This window comes from Janthinobacterium sp. 1_2014MBL_MicDiv (assembly GCF_001865675.1).
In the GTDB taxonomy this organism is placed as follows: Bacteria; Pseudomonadota; Gammaproteobacteria; order Burkholderiales; family Burkholderiaceae_D; genus Janthinobacterium.
This window is the reverse complement of the sequence record NZ_CP011319.1, coordinates 3,293,531-3,313,040: the sequence shown is the minus strand read 5'-3', so window position 1 is coordinate 3,313,040 and position 19,510 is coordinate 3,293,531. Positions and strand designations below refer to the sequence as shown.

At 56.6% G+C, this 19,510-nt stretch carries 16 protein-coding genes; 2 read left to right on the top strand and 14 right to left on the bottom strand.

The features are described from left to right. Positions 1–174: 174 nt before the first annotated feature. The 8 genes from YQ44_RS14325 to YQ44_RS28935 all read right to left on the bottom strand — a co-directional run bounded on the left by YQ44_RS14325 (position 175) and on the right by YQ44_RS28935 (position 7,091). The gene (locus YQ44_RS14325; protein WP_071323963.1) at positions 175–2,193 is read right to left on the bottom strand and encodes an ankyrin repeat domain-containing protein; all 2,019 of its coding nucleotides are present in this window, start codon (positions 2,191–2,193) and stop codon (positions 175–177) included. A gap of 635 nt (positions 2,194–2,828) precedes the next feature. After that, a complete protein-coding gene (locus YQ44_RS14320) occupies positions 2,829–3,293 on the bottom strand; it encodes a hypothetical protein (protein WP_071323962.1) in 465 nt (154 codons plus the stop codon). A gap of 198 nt (positions 3,294–3,491) precedes the next feature. Next, complete coding sequence (locus YQ44_RS28950; protein WP_156894848.1) at positions 3,492–3,935, bottom strand: hypothetical protein; 444 nt, start codon at positions 3,933–3,935, stop codon at positions 3,492–3,494. A 54-nt stretch (positions 3,936–3,989) separates the two neighbouring features. Continuing rightward, the gene (locus tag YQ44_RS28945) at positions 3,990–4,421 is read right to left on the bottom strand and encodes a hypothetical protein (RefSeq protein ID WP_156894847.1); all 432 of its coding nucleotides are present in this window, start codon (positions 4,419–4,421) and stop codon (positions 3,990–3,992) included. Positions 4,422–4,630: 209 nt separating this feature from the next. Continuing rightward, positions 4,631–5,248, bottom strand: coding sequence for a hypothetical protein (locus YQ44_RS14300; RefSeq protein WP_071323958.1), 618 nt, complete (start codon positions 5,246–5,248; stop codon positions 4,631–4,633). 484 nt (positions 5,249–5,732) lie between these two features. Continuing rightward, positions 5,733–6,143, bottom strand: a complete 411-nt coding sequence (locus YQ44_RS14295; RefSeq protein ID WP_071323957.1) for a WapI family immunity protein — start codon at positions 6,141–6,143, stop codon at positions 5,733–5,735. A gap of 155 nt (positions 6,144–6,298) precedes the next feature. Then, complete coding sequence (locus YQ44_RS28940) at positions 6,299–6,535, bottom strand: hypothetical protein (RefSeq protein WP_156894846.1); 237 nt, start codon at positions 6,533–6,535, stop codon at positions 6,299–6,301. Positions 6,536–6,689: 154 nt separating this feature from the next. Then, positions 6,690–7,091: a hypothetical protein gene (locus YQ44_RS28935; protein WP_156894845.1), complete on the bottom strand. Its 402-nt coding sequence runs from the start codon at positions 7,089–7,091 to the stop codon at positions 6,690–6,692. Positions 7,092–7,805: 714 nt separating this feature from the next. On the opposite strand from YQ44_RS28935, the gene YQ44_RS28265 reads away from it, so the two are divergent. Both YQ44_RS28265 and YQ44_RS14290 read left to right on the top strand, forming a co-directional pair. After that, entirely contained in the window at positions 7,806–8,015 is a 210-nt protein-coding gene (locus tag YQ44_RS28265) for a DUF3892 domain-containing protein (protein WP_083411847.1), read from the top strand. Between the two features lie 142 nt (positions 8,016–8,157). Further along, a complete protein-coding gene (locus YQ44_RS14290) occupies positions 8,158–8,487 on the top strand; it encodes a YegP family protein (RefSeq protein ID WP_071323956.1) in 330 nt (109 codons plus the stop codon). Between the two features lie 39 nt (positions 8,488–8,526). Here YQ44_RS14290 and YQ44_RS14285 read toward each other — a convergent pair whose 3' ends face one another. From YQ44_RS14285 to YQ44_RS14255, 6 genes are all read right to left on the bottom strand, one after another. After that, positions 8,527–11,676 (bottom strand): error-prone DNA polymerase, encoded by a 3,150-nt coding sequence (locus YQ44_RS14285; protein WP_071323955.1) that lies wholly within the window; start codon positions 11,674–11,676, stop codon positions 8,527–8,529. A gap of 2 nt (positions 11,677–11,678) precedes the next feature. Next, positions 11,679–13,064: a Y-family DNA polymerase gene (locus tag YQ44_RS14280; protein ID WP_335589220.1), complete on the bottom strand. Its 1,386-nt coding sequence runs from the start codon at positions 13,062–13,064 to the stop codon at positions 11,679–11,681. Positions 13,065–13,080: 16 nt separating this feature from the next. Then, complete coding sequence (imuA, locus tag YQ44_RS14275; RefSeq protein ID WP_071323953.1) at positions 13,081–13,824, bottom strand: translesion DNA synthesis-associated protein ImuA; 744 nt, start codon at positions 13,822–13,824, stop codon at positions 13,081–13,083. Between the two features lie 399 nt (positions 13,825–14,223). Then, positions 14,224–16,374: a TonB-dependent receptor gene (locus YQ44_RS14270; RefSeq protein WP_083411846.1), complete on the bottom strand. Its 2,151-nt coding sequence runs from the start codon at positions 16,372–16,374 to the stop codon at positions 14,224–14,226. 649 nt (positions 16,375–17,023) lie between these two features. Next, positions 17,024–17,581 (bottom strand): hypothetical protein, encoded by a 558-nt coding sequence (locus YQ44_RS14260; protein ID WP_156894844.1) that lies wholly within the window; start codon positions 17,579–17,581, stop codon positions 17,024–17,026. 743 nt (positions 17,582–18,324) lie between these two features. Beyond that, positions 18,325–19,377: a PRTRC system protein D gene (locus YQ44_RS14255; protein ID WP_071323949.1), complete on the bottom strand. Its 1,053-nt coding sequence runs from the start codon at positions 19,375–19,377 to the stop codon at positions 18,325–18,327. Positions 19,378–19,510: the final 133 nt, after the last annotated feature.

The following is a 19,510-nucleotide window of genomic DNA, read 5'->3' as shown; positions in this document are numbered from 1 at the left end:
CATGTCCAACCCGATCCACCGGTTTTTCATCTTTCAAGAACCATGGATCAGGAGAGCTAAGCTACGGGTGGCGATTCACCACATAGCTGCTGAACAGTCACACTTTTGTAAATCGACCAAAGGTCCTATTTTTTATCCGAGCATATCGCCGATGGATGCGAACTTTGGCGATGGTCAGGTCCTCTTACCTGCTTGCCGGCAAAGCGCCGTTCCCTTTTCCAGTGCGCCTCGCTGGCGCAATATCGATGCTACGCGCGGCGCACCCAAGCACTCGGCATACGCCAGCGGGGTTATCCGCTCATCCGGCGATGCGTTCAGGTCGAGATCGGGTCTAGCTTGCATGATCTGGAGGAGAATATCGTCCTTGTCGCCATCAAGGACGCGTAGCCAGGCGGGGAAGCCTTCAGTGTCTTTTGCTTGTGGGGCGGCGCCGAAATCGAGCATCGTTTTGACGATATCCATGCTGCCCGTGTCAATTGCATATTTTAGTAGCGGGTTGCCGGAGCCATTGTTTGCCACTTCATTGGCATTGTTATGGCTGCTCAGCAGCATACGCACTACGTCTGCCGACTGCGCCGACAAACGGCCGGCCGGATCGCGCATTCTCAAGTAGCCGCCCAGCGGCGTGTCGGTTTCCCCATCGCGCGCGATCGACAGCGGATAGCGCTGATCCAGCCGCATGCCTGCCTTCAAGAGTGGGCCAAGCACGCTGGGGCAGTATAGCAATCTGACCGCAAGCACATTTTTCGGAATAGTCGGATGCAGGAAAAAACGCGTCGGGTCAGCCCCCAGCAGGAACGCTAGAGAGATGGCATCATTGCCATTGCAGTCGTCCAGCGCTCGCCGCAACAGATCGTTGGCCACGTCAGGCTGCAACTTGCCTTTGCCGCCATGGATGTATTCGATCAGGGCGGACTTGTACGCCGTGGCTGCGGCAGACTGACTCAGCACATTCGGCGCAGCCCAGCGATTGAGAGGGCTGGCGCCCGCAGCCAGCAGGCGCCGCACGCCAGCGACATCATCATGGACGATCACGTGGTCAAGCACACTGGAGGCGTCGAGCGCCGCCATCCCCGCCTCCCGCGTCAGCCAGTCGAATACTGGCTTGGCTAGCGCGCCGACGCGGACTTTTCCCAGCACCTCATCGACCAGATACTTGTGGAATTTCACCAGTTCGCCAGGCACTTGCATGGCCTTGATGACATCGAGCGTGCGCAATGCCACATCGTCAGGCAAATTGACCGTGTGCCGTGCCAGCAGCCAGGTATTGCCATGGTCGGCCGGATCGGGTCGGCTAGCGGCCAGGCGGGGCAAAATCTCCTCGGCAAAAAACGCATAATAATCTTGCCGCATGGCCGGGATGGTTTGGTTCGGGAATATTGGCGGCTCGCTGCCCGCCAAGAAACGCCGGGATGCCTCCCACCATGCCGATTCGCCGTTGGCGGTGCGCGGAACTGATCCAGCGGCCAGCAAAACACGGATGTGCCGCAGCACGGCATCGCGCGCAAGGGCATCATTGGCCGGACTGGACGTTGGATTTTCGCTCCCTGCCATCAATCCATGCAGATACTGGCCACACATCACCTCGCGCTGGAAGTTCTCGGACTGACGGAGTCGCTTAAGGTCAGGCGGCAGCGCATGGAATGCGGACAGGCTCATATCCGTAGCCATGCCATGGGCACAATATTCGCTCTTTGCCGCTGCAGGTGGCTTGATCGCCTGCCGCACGGGGAACAAATCCATGCCGCCCGGTGCAAATCCTTCCAATGAAACCAGGACGGTGCCCGTCTTGCTCGTACGCATGGGGGCGGCGACATTCTGACTTGCAGCCACGCCGGAGAATTGAGCCCCAGAAAAGGTTTTTACAAAAAACACACCGGCACCGGCCAGTGCGCAGGAAGCGGCATCCATTTGCACGGGAATCTGGCTGAACTGCTCACGCGTCATTGGCGTGAGCGGCACCTGATAAGAGGTCCACGCTTTTTTCTCCGGATCGTATGTCGACAAGACATAATCCTGCTCCTGATGTTCTATCCAGATCCGGGCGAGCTCGCCTTCTTGCACCGCATAACTTCCGATCAAACCATCACATGCGTGCGCTTCAGCGTATATGCACAAGGCAACAATCCCTATAACAAGGCTTTTCAATTGACTCAGCAGAAATTTCGTCGTTGTTCGCTTTTTTTCATACATAGTTCGATTTGGTACCTTGATTATACTTATCCTTCGATAATCCCACCATTTTTAGAGCGCGCGAAAAGTAGAGGTTAAGCGGCCATGGCAAGCTTCTGTTTTGTCGCGACACCGTCAGGTGCCGTGTCGCGTCAGCCGTGATCGCAACTCCACCGCCATCGCGCAAAGTCACCGATCTGGCCGAGCGCACGAAGCAGATGACGGGCTAGTTTATCGTAGCCAACTGTGCCGCTATCGCGCGCAAAAGCAGAAGCTCTGCTGCTGCTTCGGTCAGCTATGCCATCCTTCGCCGGCGGTTATGGCTAGGGACGGCCGGCTTTTGCTAGCGCGCGGTAGGAGTCTTAGCAGGGCAGGGGATAGCCAGGTCAGACTCGATATCGTCGTTGGATCAGACTGCCACGAGATCGCACGCTAAAAGCCTTGCAAGACACCCAGGCTCCCGACACGACGCATCGGTTTTTCATCTTTCAAGAACTATGGACTAGGGAAGTCTGAGTAACTGGGGGCGATTCAAAGGCACCGTCCGCTTCCGCCCCAAAGCAGCCATTCGGTCCGGTAAAACAGCGCCTTTACCCGGTGAGAAGCATGACCGAGCATGTTAGTGCGTGAGGCGGCTTCTCGTCTGATTACAATCTTCAGTAACTAGGGCTGAGACGTTTGAAATCCAGGAAGGCTTCTTCGAATTGAGTGCGGTCAAAAATTGCACGCTGCTCTAACTCGGACCAGCGGACTGAAGTGACCACTCCATTGATGTGATTAATGGAGAGCCCAAATCGCCGCCACTCGACAGTTTTTTTATCAACAATTTGTTCGACAACAACGACTGTGCAGTTTAAATCCATGTCGTCGGGACAAACGAGCAAGGGTGCGACCGTGGCCCCCTCATGAGTAGGCTCAAGCAATTCCCAAGCGATCCTACTTTCATCTTGGTCGTAGAGCCACGTTTGCGCTGGAACTAGAGTGTGAGTGTCATCGTTGCCGTCTTCGTCAAAAATCTGCGACTTTACCCATTGATATACCGGGACACCGTCAATCGCTAACACAGGTTGTTCTGTCGACGCAAACTTTGGCTTTGAGATTATTGTTGAGATCGTGTTCATTTCTTTAAGTCACATGTTTTAAAGTTCGCGTCCGAAGTTCCACATTCGTCTCCTTAGAACATTACAGCCAACAATTCGCGCCACGGGCTGCTCTTGGCCGATTGCTGTCGATTGTACTCGACGAAAAACCAGTGCCTGCCGACCTGGCCGCTGTCGTCCCGAAGCAGCCGTTCGCGTTGTTTGCGTGAGTCCCTGCTCTCAAAATTCAACCTGACGCACAGGTATCCCGTGAAGTAGCGCCTCGGTATATACATGCTCGGCAAGTAGATCATCTTCGATGATCAAGGTGACGCCGGTTAACTCATTCATCGGTAGAAATTCTGGCGCGTCGACGATACTCTCGACGAGGTTCAAATCCTCGCGGCGACACGCTGCAGCAACTAGGCGGGCTTCTTTCGGCTCAAATCGCCCTAGAAGCAGCGATTCCTGCCCACGCAACTGGGTCACCACTTCATGCACTGGCAGGGCCGTATAGGGCGCAACAGTCCGCCTTACAGCCATTAGCTCATGTGTCGATGGACCGGTGGTAGGAAAAGCCAGCGAAAGATCGACATAGTTACCGCAGAACCGCTTCAAAACCCACCCTGGCTGAGATCCATCCCATAGATATTTGTACTCATCGATCCGTTCAGGGTTGCTCATAATCATCGGTCCAAAGTATGTATGCTGACTGGCCGCTTGTGGCCGGAACCGGCATCACAGTTTCTGATACAGGAATGTTGGACACGTTCCCGCCCCATCTTTGCTAAATTTAACCACCTGCGTCAGCACAGCGGCGACGTCATGATACTCGGTCAGCGGTAACACCTGGTCTTGGTCGGTATCACGCTCACAAGACAAGACAGCGTTGGATTCGTAGCGCAGAACATGCAACAACGCTTGCAAAAACATATCTGGGTTTGGCCAAAGATATGCACGTTTACGGTCAAGTGTAGGCAGTAGAGCAATCACTTTTCCCTCACCGTCGCCACACTTCACAAGCTTGCCAAGCAAAGTCTCGCCCACATAGCAAAGCAATTCGTCAGTCTCTCCGAAGGGCGTGACAAACGGTTTTATCGAAATAGTTTCTACTTGTGCCGGAATGCGTAGCCAAAATGAATCCGGTGAGAATACGAACGTTGAGGTCATTACAAATCTGGTGAGGTTGAAGTAAGGTACTGACTGTCTGCTCTTGGCCGGTATCGGCCGCATGAATCTCCGGCGTTTCCTCGGCCGTGGGTGAAAAGCTCCACAGGTTTTCCATTGCTTCGCGATTGATGTCGTCGGCATCAATGAACACCTCATCGTCTTGCGCCATTTCCAGCCAAGCATTGACTGTCCTGCAATTCATCATGTCGTCATGCATCCCATGTTTTAAAAGCCGTCCATACCGAGCGCCATGCGCCATGCGGAAGTTTGGCCTGCATGGAAAGAGAAAGTCCGCCGTCGCCCATACGATCGCCTGGCTTCCATTGTTTATTCTTCAGACTAAGTGCCCGTGCTCTTCCCATGTCGACAGTTTTCATGTCTTTGATGTCATAGCCGACTTCCAATATGGGAAGCAGCACTTCTCCATTGGCTGTCAAATATAAAGTATCGACATGGACCTTGGGTTTGTCGAAACGTTCATATAGCCTTGTTGCAGCCGATTTGAAACCCTGGCCAATGGCGATGCTGATGGTCGTTGGACCATTGCAACCCAGAAGCGCGGCAAGCGCCCAATAGTCATGATCAGCAGTGACAAGCCTGGCCAAGCAGCGTTCTATCCATGCCGATTCATCAGTTCTGAATTCTTTCCAGTATGGAGAAAACGAATTTTGCAGGTAGCCGACTTCGTGCAGCGCACCGACCAGGTTAATCTGCTTGTCCACGCAGCCAATATCGTGCAACAGATGGGCTGCGGCTGCGGCGACCGCATACTCGCCTTTGGCCATGGCCTTGTCTTCGAGTTTTTTCAGTTTGGTGTTAATACTCATTCTTTTCCTGGTGCGAACGATACCGCGTTCGTTATGGTTACTGGTGGCTCCTGGAAGCGGGAGCCGCGGCATGGCTCGCGTTGACGCAAGCTTGATCGCGCGCCCCTATAAACAGGCGGGGCGCCAACGCTCCATGCCGTCCTCTTCATCGAGAATGCTTAAAGTATTGTCCAAAGTCTCCATCATTCCTTTTCTGTATCGTAGAAATATCAAAAACGATGTTGCGAAGGGATGTTTCTGGCCGTTTTTCGCCCAAGAGCATAACAAGTTGCCAATCGGAAAAACTCACACATTGTCACATGCTGGTGCGAAGGTCCGCTATGGGGGGGGGCTGCTCTTCGTTAAACGTCCGCTTCTGGCCGAACCCGGCCGTTTCAGCCCAGCATAGCAGGTTGTCAGTATGAAAAACTAGCTGCAGCGTCGGCCGGCTGGATTCGCCCCAAAGCGGACAGTCGAGCATGTGCGCGGTCAACTTGCCAAAGTATTAGCCCTTGACGACTCGCAGCATCCCATTGATGGCAGAAAGTTGTTCAAGGACAGCGGGAAGGTAGGTCTGGTCAATTTCGAATTCAAAATCCAGCTTACTTCCATAACAGGCTACAAACCACGCAGTGCCAGAGACTTCGATTCCTCCGCGCCCATTTCCTCGAAGTTTAAGCGTTAGTTGTTCTTCCCTAGGCAATAGTTGGGCTTTGCCGCATAAATTTTCGTAGAGCGCGCGAAGCTCAGCCTCAAAAATCTGAAAATCAGTCGGTTCAAAATCAGCAGATATCGAGGCGCTAAATCCACGGACCCTAATCTCAGCATCGCCACCAACCCAGTCATCGGTTCCGTTATGCTTCCGAATGATTATCTCGACAAACTCCGAGTCGTTACCAATGTGTATTTGATGCATAGTTTTTCAATCAGTCTGGGCTAACCCCAATATCATTACTTTCGAGAACACTGCTGAACGACCGCTCCTGGCCGGTTGCCGTCGTTGGTAGGTTCCGCCCCAAAGCAGACGTCTCTTGGGTTCGCGGAAAGCAGCAAAGAATGTCCAGTGTGCATTTAACACATAATTTCATACTCGATGAATGGTTCGAGGATCATTACGCCCCAGGTGATAAACCCCGGCTCTGGTTCGCAGCAAAGGTGATATGTAGTGACATCGCTATTAAAAACTTGTTCAACTCTTGCAATATCTCCTGGGATTGGGTCGCGTTCACTTATCCAATCGCGATACGTGACTCCCTCAAGATTTATCTTGATCAGCTTGATTTTTTCACCAATTTTTAGAGTAGTCATTTACCAATCATTGTCCATGAAGGTGCCATACAGCGATTATTTATATGAGGGGGCTGTGTGCTTTGGCGCAGCGTCTGTTTCTGGCCGATTGCCGTCGTTGGCAAGTTCCGCCTCGTTGCGGACGTTCGGTATAAGCTAGGTTTTTGCTCAAACATTAAACCTTCTCGGTCAGTGCAGCGCGATAAAGGTTCAACTTTTCTTGGCCGTGAAAGTTCAGGAACTCCGCCATGGTAGGCGTCACCTTAGATTTTGCAGCAATCGTCCAAAACCTGGCTTCGCCGATCATAGGCACAAACCCCTCAATCAATCCGCGACTGGCGTTGTGGCTCGATGAAAGCAGCCATCGCTGCAGCAGTCGTGTGACGTCGTCGCTTGGAAGCTTTGACGACCGGACTAGCGCGACCGCATATCTGTAGTTGTGGCTATACAGATCTACAATAAAATCAATTCGCTGCGCTACAGTTAGTGAACGCAACCACCGGCGAACCTCGGCATCAACTTGGGCGGCACCGGAACGACGTATGAACTGCTCAGGCTTGAAACGTGGCTCTTCCATGGTATTGGTCCAAATTATTTTACGTATCCCACGTCATGTGTGTTGTAGGTCCGCTTCTGGCTGCCGACGCAATCGATCAACACAACACTTTAACTTAAATGCATCGTTGCAGAGTGGAATTGATGCGAAGGAGGAACCGAATCAATTGCGCTGTGCCCCGCGGAGCCCGAGATTGCCGTCGTAAGGCGTTTTGCCGCGGGAACGTTTATGCAGGAACCCGCCGAAGCTCAACCAGCTCTTGCTCTCGCGCGGCAGGAGTGTCTGCAGGGCAGGGGGATAGGCACGTCAGACCCGATCTCGTCGTTGGGTCAGGCAGCTACGGGATCACGCACCAGGAGTCTGGCAGGACACCCAGCGCCCTAACACGATCCACCGGTTTTTCATCTTTCAAGAACTATGGATCGGGAAAGTCTAAACTACTGGTGGCGATTCAGATGTTGATCGCAGCAAATCCGCCTTTCAAGGTCAATATTTTCCCCGCACGACTGCTTCCACACACAATCGATTGGCTGTAAAAACAAGCGCCACGCTAGAATACCGTTGCCGGTGCTGGCAATCGCTCAAATGGCCGTAGAACCGGAAACCTCTAGGAAAATACTTCATAATCGATATGTTTTTGAAAATTGGGTGTATCCTTATCCTGCCGCTTAACTATCTTTCTCAAACGGACAGAATAAAGAGAGCGGATTTTTCCAACTCTTGGAAGGAAGCAGAATGACGAAAATAAAAGGGAACAACGATGGACCTGGCGGGCGCAATGAGTCCTATCAGATTGGCTCCCGGAAAGAAGTACCACGTCCTGTCGCCGTTAAGGAAGTCAAGGCCGGCAAGCATCCCGATGCGCATGTCGTAAAGGTGAACGGCCAGGAATACGTCAGGGACAATCCGGATAGTTCGGTCAAGGATAACGTCAATCGAAAGTGAATCGGGAGCGATGCATCAAATGAGTAATACTGCACCGTTCTGGCTAATAATCCGATTCTGCTATTGAGATTTAGAATCGCCAGAAAATATCCGAGTTTTATACGATAAATTGAAATTTCCAGCCAATTCAAAGGAGTATCGCATGCCAGGTTATTATCATTTGAAGAAGAACGCAGGGAACTATCACTTCAGTCTGAAAGCGGACAATCACGAGATAATACTCACCAGCGAGTCCTATACGACCAAGCAAGCGGCGCAGACTGGCATAGCGTCCTGCCAACGCAACAGCCCTAGCGATGACCGGTATGTTCGATTGACGTCGAAAGCCGATCAACCATACTTCGTTCTTAAAGCTGGCAACGGCGAGATCATTGGCAACAGCCAAATGTATGCATCGTCTGCGGGGCGAGACAATGGCATTGCCTCCTGCAAAACCAATGGCCCGACATCTAAAATAGTTGACGAAGCCTGATCGTAGCGAGTTAATGTTGGAAGTGGGCCGGATGCTTCTCTAATGAAAATTCCGGCTCTTCGTGTCAAGCTGACCGAGCAGATGCGAGCAATCCACCAGCCGCTTGGCAATCAGGTTGCGCACGCCGCTCTTCGATTGCCAGATGCCGTACACCCCCAAGAGCGATGCATTCATCAGTTCAGCGCGCTGCTTTTCCACCAGCGTGGGCCAGACGATGATGTTGATGGTGCCAAACTCATCTTCCAAGGTGAGGAAGATCACCCCCTTGGCTGTCTCAGGCCGCTGTCTTACCGTGACGATGCCGCAGCCCCTGGCCAGCTGGCCATCGCTGAAGGTGTTCAGGATATCCGACGGCACAAAGCGCATTTTATTGAGGCGCTCGCGCAGGAGAGAGAGCGGATGGCGGCCCAGTGTCAGGCCGACATGCCGGTAGTCCGCCACGATGTCATCGGCTTCCGTCGGCGGCACCAGCTCCAGCACGGGTTCGGCAATGGTCGTCGCGCGCATCAAATCCCGCTCCGGCACGCTTGCCGCGGCATCCCACATGGCCATGCGCCGGTTTCCTGTCAGCGTTACCAGGGCATTGGCCGACGCCAGCGCCTTCATATCCCCCGCGTCTAGTTGCGCGCGCATGGCAACATCGCGCGTGTTTTTGAAGGGGGCTGCAGCGCGGGCTTCCTCGATGCGCCAGGCCGCCTCTTTCACCATCCCGTTGATATTATTGAGACCAAGGCGTACCGCCAGTCTGCCGTCCGCCATCGGCTCCAGGGATGCTTCCCATCCGCTCGTACAGACATCGACGGGTCTTACCTCGACGTCATGCCGGCGCGCATCCTGCACCAGGGACGAGCGGCTATAAAAACCCATGGGCTGGCTATTGAGCAGGGCGGCCAGGAACTCGGCGGGATGATGGCATTTCAGCCAGCTGCTGGCGTAGGCCAGCAGGGCAAAGCTGTGCGCGTGGGATTCTGGAAAACCATATTCGGCAAAACCGCGTATCTGCCCAACAATGGAGGTGGCAAACTCGATGCTGTAGCCCCGCTCGGCCATGCCGCTCATGAGCTGGTCTTCGAACTGCTCCAGGCCACCTTTTCTTTTCCAGGCGGCCATGGCGCGGCGCAGGCGGTCTGCTTCACCGGCCGTAAAACCCGCCGCCGTCATGGCGATCGACATGACTTGCTCCTGGAAGATCGGCACCCCGAGCGTGCGCCGCAGCACCGCCTCGATCTCGGGGCTGGGATACGTCACTGCCTCCAGGCCCTGGCGCCGGCGCAAATACGGATTGATCATGCCGCCCTGGATGGGGCCTGGCCGGATGATGGCTACCTCGATGACCAGGTCATAGAACTCGCGCGGCTGCATGCGCGGCAGCATGGACATCTGCGCCCGCGATTCGATCTGAAACACGCCGATGGTGTCCGCTTGAGAGATCATCTGGTAAGTGGCGGCATCCTCGTGGGGGATATCGCCCAATTCAAAACGTTCGCCACGCTGCTCCGAGATCAAAGCCAGTGCGCGGGCGATACACGACAGCATGCCCAGCGCCAGGATGTCGATTTTTAAAAGACCCAGTTCATCGATGTCATCCTTATCCCATTGAATCACGGTGCGCTCGGGCATGGCGGCGTTTTCAATGGGTACCAGGCGGGAGAGGGGACCGCGCGAAATGACGAAGCCGCCCGGGTGCTGGGAAAGATGACGTGGAAAACGCATCAGGCGCTCGGCAATTGCCGCCCACTTCTCGGCGATGGGGGAGTGCGGATCGAGTCCGCAGGTAATAAGGCGCTGCTGAAGATCGGCCCGCCCACCCCAGCTATGCGAGGCTTTGGCCACCTTGTCGACCACCGATAAATCCACGCCAAGCGCGCGCCCCACATCGCGCAAGACACTGCGCGGGCGGTAGGAAATGACGACGGCCGTTAAAGCGGCCCGCATGCGGCCATACTTGCGATAGATGTATTGAATCACCTCCTCGCGGCGCTGGTGCTCGAAGTCGACATCGATGTCGGGCGGCTCATCGCGCTCGCGCGAGATAAAGCGCTCGAAAAGGAGGGTGCCGCGCGAGGGATCGACTTCGGTGATGCCGAGGCAGTAGCACACGGCCGAATTGGCCGCCGATCCGCGCCCCTGGCAGAGGATTTTTTGCGAGCGGGCGAAGCGCACGATGTCGAATACCGTCAGAAAATAGGGTTCATAGTGCATGTCGCCAATGAGTTCCAGCTCATATTCCAGCTGGGCCTGCACGTTGTCCGGAATGGCGTGCGGGTAGCGCCAGTGCGCCCCGATATACGCCTGCTCGCGCAGGTAGCTGGCCGGGGTCTGTCCCTCTGGCACAATTTCGCCTGGATATTCATAGCGCAGCTCATCGAGCGAAAAAGTGCAGCGCTGCGCCACGCGCAGGGTTTCATCCAGGGCGTCGCGCGGATATAGGTTGCCCAGCCGTAGGCGCGAGCGCAGATGCGCTTCGGCATTCGACGCAAGCTGATAGCCGCACTGCGCCACCGGCGTATTCAGACGAATCGCGGTCATGGTGTCCTGGATGATTTTCATTGAGCGCAGGTGCATGACGACGTCGCCCGTGGCCACTACCGGCAGGCTGAATTCGGCGCCGATGGCTTCGACCATGGCGCGGTGCCGGTCATCCTGGGCCCGGTGGTGCAACGTCAATGCGACGCGCGCGCGCCCCGGTGCGCTACGCACCAGCCATTCGGCTTGCCGCTCGATCTCTTCATAGGGGGCGTTATATTTGGGGCACAGGATGAGCTGGCAGCCCGGCAGCCCTTTTAAGTGGGCGAGAGGGGCGGTGGGGTTGGCAATGTCGCGTGGCCACACCAGGTAACTTCCCTTGTCGGCGCGCGTGCGCGCAGCGGTAATGAGTTCGCTCAAGTTGCCATAGCCGTCGCGGTCCATGGCCAGGATCAGCACAGTGAAGGATGGGGTGCCGTCCTCCGGTGTCACCCTCATCTGGCTGCCAATGATGAGGTGGATGTTCCACTCCCTCGCCGCCACATGCGCCTTGACCACGCCGGCCAGGGAACATTCGTCAGCCATGGTGATGGCCTGGTATCCCAGCTGAGCCGCGCGTGCCACCAGCTGGTCGGGCGGAGAGGCGCCGTGCAGAAAGGAGTAATGGCTCATGCACTGCAGCTCGGCATAGTCTGGCAGCGTGGAAACTGGCGGCTGATCCATGATCAGCCGAACATCCCGTGCAGGTACCAGCGGCCGTCCACGACACGCTCCAGGTAAATCCAGTAGCAGGTTGCATCGCTTCCTTGAGCGATGTAATAGTCGCGGGCTGCGATTTGATCGTTCCACCAGCCGGCCTCAATGCGTTCCGGCCCCTTGATCATTTTGAGGGGGGAACCATAGAAGGGACGCTCGCCGCGCAGCAGCAGCGGGATAGGTTTAGGTAGCAGCCAGAACGGGCGCTCAAAAGCCTCATCCTTGGTGTTGGCCGCCTTGTGTTTCCCTGTGGCGGCAGCCCAGGCATTGCTTTCCTCCGGCCGATGGTCGTGATGCTCGACAGGGGAGAGGACGTTGTCACTGCCAAGACGGGCACTGAGTAATTCCAGCAGGCGCTTGTAGTCGGCGGGATTGCCGCCAGGCTCGGGAAACAGGTCTTGTGTCGGCGGCGCCATCGCGGTGAGCAGGCGCGCTTCCAGGCGCAGGGCGATGACCGGGGCAACCAGTTCCGTGCGCGCCAGGCGTTCTTTCAGCAACCGTATCAGGTGCGCCTCGCGCCAGGTCGGCTCCGCCAATCCGATCTCGATTGGCGTAGGCGGGATCGCAGTCTTGCCGCGTTCGTGCTCTAGCAGCAGAACAAAAACGCTCACAGCCTGCTGGCGTGCGACCAGCCAGCCGACAAATTGTTGTAGCAGGCCAGTCGCGCCGTCCAGCAGGGCATCGGCGTGGTCGATCCGGTCAAAGGTTTCGATGTGGGCCGAGAAGGTCTCGGGGATGGCGATCCATCCAAACAGTTCAGGAGCGAGCCCATAGGCGCGGTCGAGCTCATCGAGCACCTGCTTGTTCATCCTGCGCTGGATGCCGGGGCGGGGCAGGCGCCGTAGCGCCGCCAGATGATCTGCACCAATGTCTGTTAGCCATTCCAGGTGGTTCGCCGTGCTGGGCAGATAGGCGCAGGGCATGCGGTCGAGCTGGCGCTCCAGTGAACGCATGTGCACCGTGCGCCGCAGAATGATCTGGCGTTTGGCCGGTTGCCAGCGCGACAGCAGCCAGGCCCCCATGGCCGTTGGTGCCGTGCCGAGCTGCGCCGTCACCCCAAGCGCTTGCAGGGCAGCGCGAATACGCCGGCTGATGGCGGTTCGCCCGTTAAATAGGCGCAAGCTGGCGGTCACGTCCAGCAGCAGGCAGAAGTCGCCCGCATGCGCCACTTCCGGGGTGAACTGGAGGAGGGCGAGTGCGATGGCATTGCTGGTGATCAATTCACGCTCAAGATTGCGTTCCAGGATGACGGTATCCGGTGAGACGGCCGCCACGCCGCCAGGGCGCATGCCGACACGTACCCCTTCGGCATAGGCTTGTTGCGAGACCGTGAGTATGCGGCCCTTCTCGATCACCGCATACGGCCCCGGTTCACACCAGCGCGGCCTGAGGCATTCGAGAGGCAACAGTGGGAGGTGTACGCTGAACCAGAACCGCATTTTGATCGTCCAAAAATCGTTGACGTGCCGGCATGTCAGCCAACGGGATAAAGAGTGGCGCCTCATGATGTGGGCCACGCCGTTTAATGATGTGAGTGGAAATGCCACCGGCGGCGGGGCGTAACGCCAGGCGCAATGGCGCCGGTGAGGCATCGGCCGCTGCGCTCATCGGCCGGACCAGCCAGAAGAACGTTTCGGTTGTCTGCGCCGCCAGATTGAGGCGCCGCAGTGCTTCGTCGCGCATATTGCTTTGCCATAACAGCACCGCACCGCAACTGCCGTTGCGCAGGATCTGCTCGGTGGACCAGAGAGCATCGGCGGTGCTGGGGGCGCGTATCCAGAGCAGGTTCGGGCAGCTCAGGTCCATGAATTTGCAGGCGGCGGAGTTGGGCAAGTACGGCGGCTGCACCAGGGCGATCCGGCGATGTTGCGACAGTTGTGCCAGCACTGGCCGCAACAAGTGCATTTCCCCGATACCCGCTTGCTGAACTAGTAACTCCGTGAAGGTCGATAGCGGCCAACCGTTGCCAGGAAGCTCACCATCCAAGATGCTGTGACCGGTAGTAACCGTACTGGTTGTGCCTCGGCTCAGTTCACTTGCCCGCCAGACGTCACGCAATAGGGCGCTATTGGCCAGTGTGGCAGAGCTGGTACGTTGAAGGGAAGGTGAAAGCATGGCGTCTGGCGAGAGGTTGTTGATTATTCTCAAAACTACTGTATATAAACACAGTATATGCTGAGGACGTCAAAAACTGCAAGGTCCATGAATTTCTTGCGTTGTCAAAATTGTAGAGTTCGGATGGTGGGACGAAACTAGTATTGTTGAGCAACTCGGCATGGCCAGGTTACACAGCGCCGATCCTCCGCGGCTCGTACGAAGCGCTTGGTGAGCTGGATGGGCGGGCGTGCCGTAGCGGCTGGCGAGGTCGAATGTGTCCAGCCCCATGAGATTGCCGCCACGGTGTGTGATCATGTCGCCGAAAATGTCGCTGCACAATATAGCCAAGAGGAGGGTGCCCGCTGGAGTTCCGGCGCGACGCGTTCCATGCCGAGCGATGCTTGGCCGCGCCGTGCCTTAAAAATCCACGGCGGCCGACAGTTGCAGCGTGCGTGGCGCCGACTGCGAAATGGTGCCGTACGAGGCCACGCCGGCCCAGTAATGACGGTCGAGCACGTTCATCACGCCGCCGCGCAAGATCGTCGCCTTGCCAGCGATGGCTGTGCGGTAGCGTAGGCCCAGGTCCACCTTGGTCCAGGATGGCACCGATTGCAAGTTCGCCTGGTCGACAAATTGTTTGCTGGTGTAGCTGATGGCGCCCGTGGCCGTCAGGCCAGGCCAGTATGGCAAATCCCACTCGCCGCCCAGGTTGGCCATGGACGTGGGCACGCCGACGGGGCGTTTGCCCATGGTGGCGGCGTTGTTGGTCTTCACCAGGCGCCCGTCGAGCAAGGTGATGCCGGCCAGCAGGCGCACGGTCTTGCTGGCGGCACCGGACAGGTTCAGTTCCAGGCCGCGGTTACGCTGTTCGCTGTCCATGCTGTACACCTTGCCATACAGCTGGCCGCTGGGTTTGCTGACCTGGAACACGGCGAGGGTCGCCAACACCACGCCAAGGTCGGCCTTGGTGCCTACTTCATATTGCTTGCTCTTGTAGGGCGCGAAAACCTGGCCCGCGTTGTCGGCGATGTTCGGCGCGATATCGCCCTTGCTCAAGCCCTCGATATAGTTCGCGTACAGCGATACATTGCGCAGCGGTTTGACGACGATGCCTGCCAGCGGCGTCAATGCCCCCTGCTTGTAGTGGGCGGTGAGCGCGCCTGTGGTGGCGTGGTAGTTTTTCGATTCGACCAGCTGGCGGCGAACGCCCAGGGTCAGCTGTACGCGCTGGTCCAGCATGTCCAGGGTGTCGGCCACGGCCAGGCTGGAAAGCGTGGAGGCGGACAGTTTCGGCGCGCGGGCCGGCGCGGCAATGCCGGGATCGGGCACAGCCACGGGATGGTAGATGTTCGAAGAAATAAGTTTGCCGGAATTGCTCACGCTGCCAAATTCGTCCTGGTAGACATTGCCCATCACGACCAGTGCATGCTCGATGCCGCCCGTGCGAAAGCGCGCACGCAGGCCCGTGTCGGCGCTGGCGCGGCGTACGCGGAATTTCCAGTTCATGGGCGTGACCGTCATGTCGCCCGCCGCGCTGGTGATGGTCGGCGTCTGGTCCGAATAGCGCGACACGTCGGAGCGCGTGCCGCCCGCGTCAGCAAACACCGTGACGCTGTCGTTTAGGTCGTATTCGATCTTGCCCAGGGTGGCCAGGTCGTTGGACTTCCACCAGCCCCAGGACTGGGCGATGTTGCGCCGGCCATCGGGCGCCTCTGGCACGGGCAGGCGCGCGGCGACGAGGAAGGGGCGCGTGGGCGCGTCGATCCACTGGTATTGCTCGATCAGGTCGAACGAGGCGCGCAGGCGCTGGCCCTGGTAGTCGAGGGCGACGGCCGCCACTTCTGCGCGTGAGGTCTGGTGGTCGAGCGGCGTCTTGCCCTGGCGGTGCAAGCCATTGAAGCGGATGCCGAAGCGCCGTTCCTCGCCGAAGCGGCGGCTGATGTCGATGGCGGCTCCCAGCTGGGCGCTGGAACCGACATCGACGGTCAGGCGTGTCAGGTCGCGCGGCAGCGAGCGTTTCGGTATGGCGTTGACGACGCCGCCGACGCCGCCATTCGGCGACATGCCGTAGAGCAGGGCAGCCGGCCCCTTGAGCACTTCCACGCTCTGCAGATATTCCGTAAATAAATGGTAGTTGGGCGAGACGCCATACACGCCGTCGAAGGCCACTTCGCTTAGATTGCCCTCGTTGAGGGGAAAGCCGCGGATGAAGAAGGAATCCGTGACGCCGCCGATCTGACCCGTGAAGCGAGTGGACGGGTCGCCGCCCAGCACCTCGGCCAGGGTCAGCGCCTGCTGGTCCAGCATGCGCTGGCTGGTATAGCTGTTGACGCTGAACGGCGTGTCGAGCAAGTCTTTTTCGCCCAACATGCCGGCGCGCGCGCTCTTGGCAATTTGTCCACCTGCATCCGCTTCGGCCTGGCCGGTGACGATCACGGTGGCCAGCGTGGCAGGCGCTTCGGACCTGGCCTGGGCGATGGCTTGCGGTGTCACGCTGGTAATGAGCAGGCCGGCGAGAATCAAGCGGCTGGTAACGAGGGGATGGGCGGTAGAGGGAATAGTAGTCATCGATGAGTGGCGCGCAAGGTTGGTAAATAGAAACTGCACGCACTATAACCGAAATGAGAATCATTACGAACTTTGAAGGATAGACAGGATATCCCATCCAATACGACTGAAACCGTGCGTCAGCAATACCAATGACAGGAAGCATCAGGGGATGGTCTGTCTGCCAGACAGTTCCGCACACCTTGCACCAGTGCTGATCGAACCCACGACCCGTTGCGCTGGGTCCACCAACATCATGACCCGGCAGCCAACAGCCTCGCTCCCATAGTTGAGCTGCAACAGCTCATCCTCAAGTCGATAGTTGCTAGGCGTCCCGTAGCGTTCGGCGATAGTAAAGCTGTTCTGACCAACCAAATTATCCAATGTGTGATCCCCGCTGGCTGCGCATCCCGATGTCAGGATGATAAACACCCGCGAATACAGCATTCTCATTTTTCACTTTCAGAAGATGATTGGCTTTATCTTAACTCTCGATATGACAAGTGACTTTGCGTGAGAACATGAATTTTGGCTGTATAAGGGGACGGATAATGCAATGACATTGCCTCTATTTACTTCTCGGTGCCAACAAAACCCAAAGTGCAAATGCGCATGCGCGTGTCAACTGGATTAGATACTCACAGAGGGTACTCGCTGAGCAACATATGGTTTACGGCGTACTTTCAGGATATTTTTTGCATTCCTTCAAGAACTCGCATCGGCGACACCGCGATGTCGACTCCGCGTGGTCGGCTGAAATCGTTTGCCTCAATAAAGCCATTCTGTGGTGATAAAGCTCGATGATCTGTTTGTGGTTGAGTAAAAAAACCCTGATGGCTCTGCGCCTGGGTATCTCAGGGTGTTCAACAACGACAAAGCCATGATCGTTCACCATGGCTCGGCCTGCCAATTCCAGAATCATCTTTTGGACAGAGAGTTCGATCACATCTGACATGAACACACGCTCAACACGACGGATCTTGTACTCCATCAACGTGAGTTTTCCTTTGTAGCGATAGGCTCGATCGATACGTGCGATGAGTTTGATGGGGGCGTCAAGCGTAAAGGTTTGTTCTGCATAAGCAAGGCTGGCGTACCGCAGTTCCTCCGGGAACCAGCAGGGGCGCGTTCGACACATCGCATGTCTTCTTACTCCCCGTACCAGACAGAGCAGCAGAAATACCTCACCAATATGCAGAAGTGCCGATAGAAAAATCGACATGCTCATTTTTTTTCGGGGGAACGTGAGACAAGGTGAAGACGGCGACGACGCCTCATCTCCACTTGTTTCTGTTGCGATCGGTACAGTCGATCGCATAATTTTATAAACCTCGCTCTGACAGATCTCGCTACCTGGCGGCTCGTCTTATGCATCGCCGATCGCCATCTTAGTAGCATCTTGTACAGCCATATTTGGCGTCTGATAGTGGGTATAGACGATGCATTGGCTTGGATGGACGACTGTTCTCGCAAACTTGTGGCCGCTAACGGCACGGTATTCACTTCCAACGTTTCGATGAAGAATTTCATATGTTGCAGCTCCCCGTAGGCTCGTGCCTGTTCGCGCTCGGGAGAACAGCGTGGGCCAAACCTGTCGACCAGAACGATCTTGCGTTCGCAGTACCCCATTTCGGCAAGTTGGCTAGCACTGATACGAGGTAGCTCTTCGTTTTCCATGTTCGGCTCCTATTCGATTCTTGACGGGCCAAAAAGCTCCATTGATGCCAGGGTGATGAGGGCATCCTGCCCCGGCGTGTTTGGTGCAGTACCTGGCTTAGCGGACCACTGTGCCTCCATGACTGATGGGGTTTGTCCGCATTGCTGTACTACCAGTCCGGCATAGGCCAGTGTGCGTAGGCGATTCACGCGGCGTGGGCCCTTTGGGAATTTGATGAGATCGTCATACAGGGGAGGGTTGTCCGCGCGTTCCAGTTCTACACTCAAGCGGATGGTAAGAGGTGTGCCCATGGTTTAGGTCGTCATGTTTAGCTGATCTGTGCCATCTGTCCGAGAAGGTGAAGCATTGGCCTGCTTGGCTAGCTCGCTGCCGGCAAACTGAAAACCTTTGACGTTCGCAAAGATCGGATCCTTCAGTTCCTGCAGCTCGTGATGCGGGAATGCGGTTTTCAGTGCTTTGCGATAGAAGAAGGCGCCACCGCCGACCAGAATAATATTCTTGATGTCGGCAGCGTCGCCCACGTAGTGCAGCATCTCGGCGACTGCCTGCTCCGGAATTTTCTGCGCGAGCGGCAGGTGTTGGGCAATGTCATATTCTTTTTGAAAGATGATCGGCTTTTTTCCTGTTCTCAGCGCCAGATCGATCGCGTCGTATTCCCGGTAGTGCGATCCGGTGGCTCGGCTGATGCCTTCGATGATTGAGTGGAGCACGTCAAACATGCCGCGCGGTACCGAGTGGCTGCGTTTTTCAATTTGTTGCATACCTTGCGTCACAAGCCAGTCAAACGTCCGACGACCTGGATCGATGATTAGATTTCGCTCCTTGCGCATCTGGGCAAGGCGCCCATGAGTCAGCCCGCAGTACATCAAGGCCCCCGATGGTTGCGCAATCGCTTTTACATGCGCGACCGTGATTTTTCTGCCTTCCGCCAGGATGTGCTCACCGGTCACGCGGCGTTCCAGCGCCGCCACCTGCTTCTTGAGCTTATACGTGGCCACGGGCAGGCCAAGTACCAGGAGATCGATCCGGTCCAGACGCATGTAATGCAGTGCACCCAGTAGCAAAGCCAGATATTCAGGCGTGGCACTGTAGCTGTCGTGCTGCAGCACATTGGCATTGAAGATGTCGGAAGCCAGGTGCGCGTCTGGGCCGACCTCGTAATGCAGATTATCGACCGGGACGCAGACGGTACGGCGTTTCATTCCCCAGCTTTCCTGTTCATAGACCGTTTCACATGGGTGGGCCTGCGACGGGAACATCGCGCAGCGCACATCACCAGCACTGGCCGTTGCAATGAATTTGGTATTTCCCCGGCCAACGTCCACGGCCCGTACGATCGGTTCCACTTCGTCCTCCTGTCTGCTGCAAGTGATCCACAGTAATAGTGGACCAGCACCTACACCATGGGAAATGGCCCGCTTTTTTGCCCGAGTTCGTCGCGAGTACCAATCCGGACGTGCTGGGGCTCAACTGGAGTTG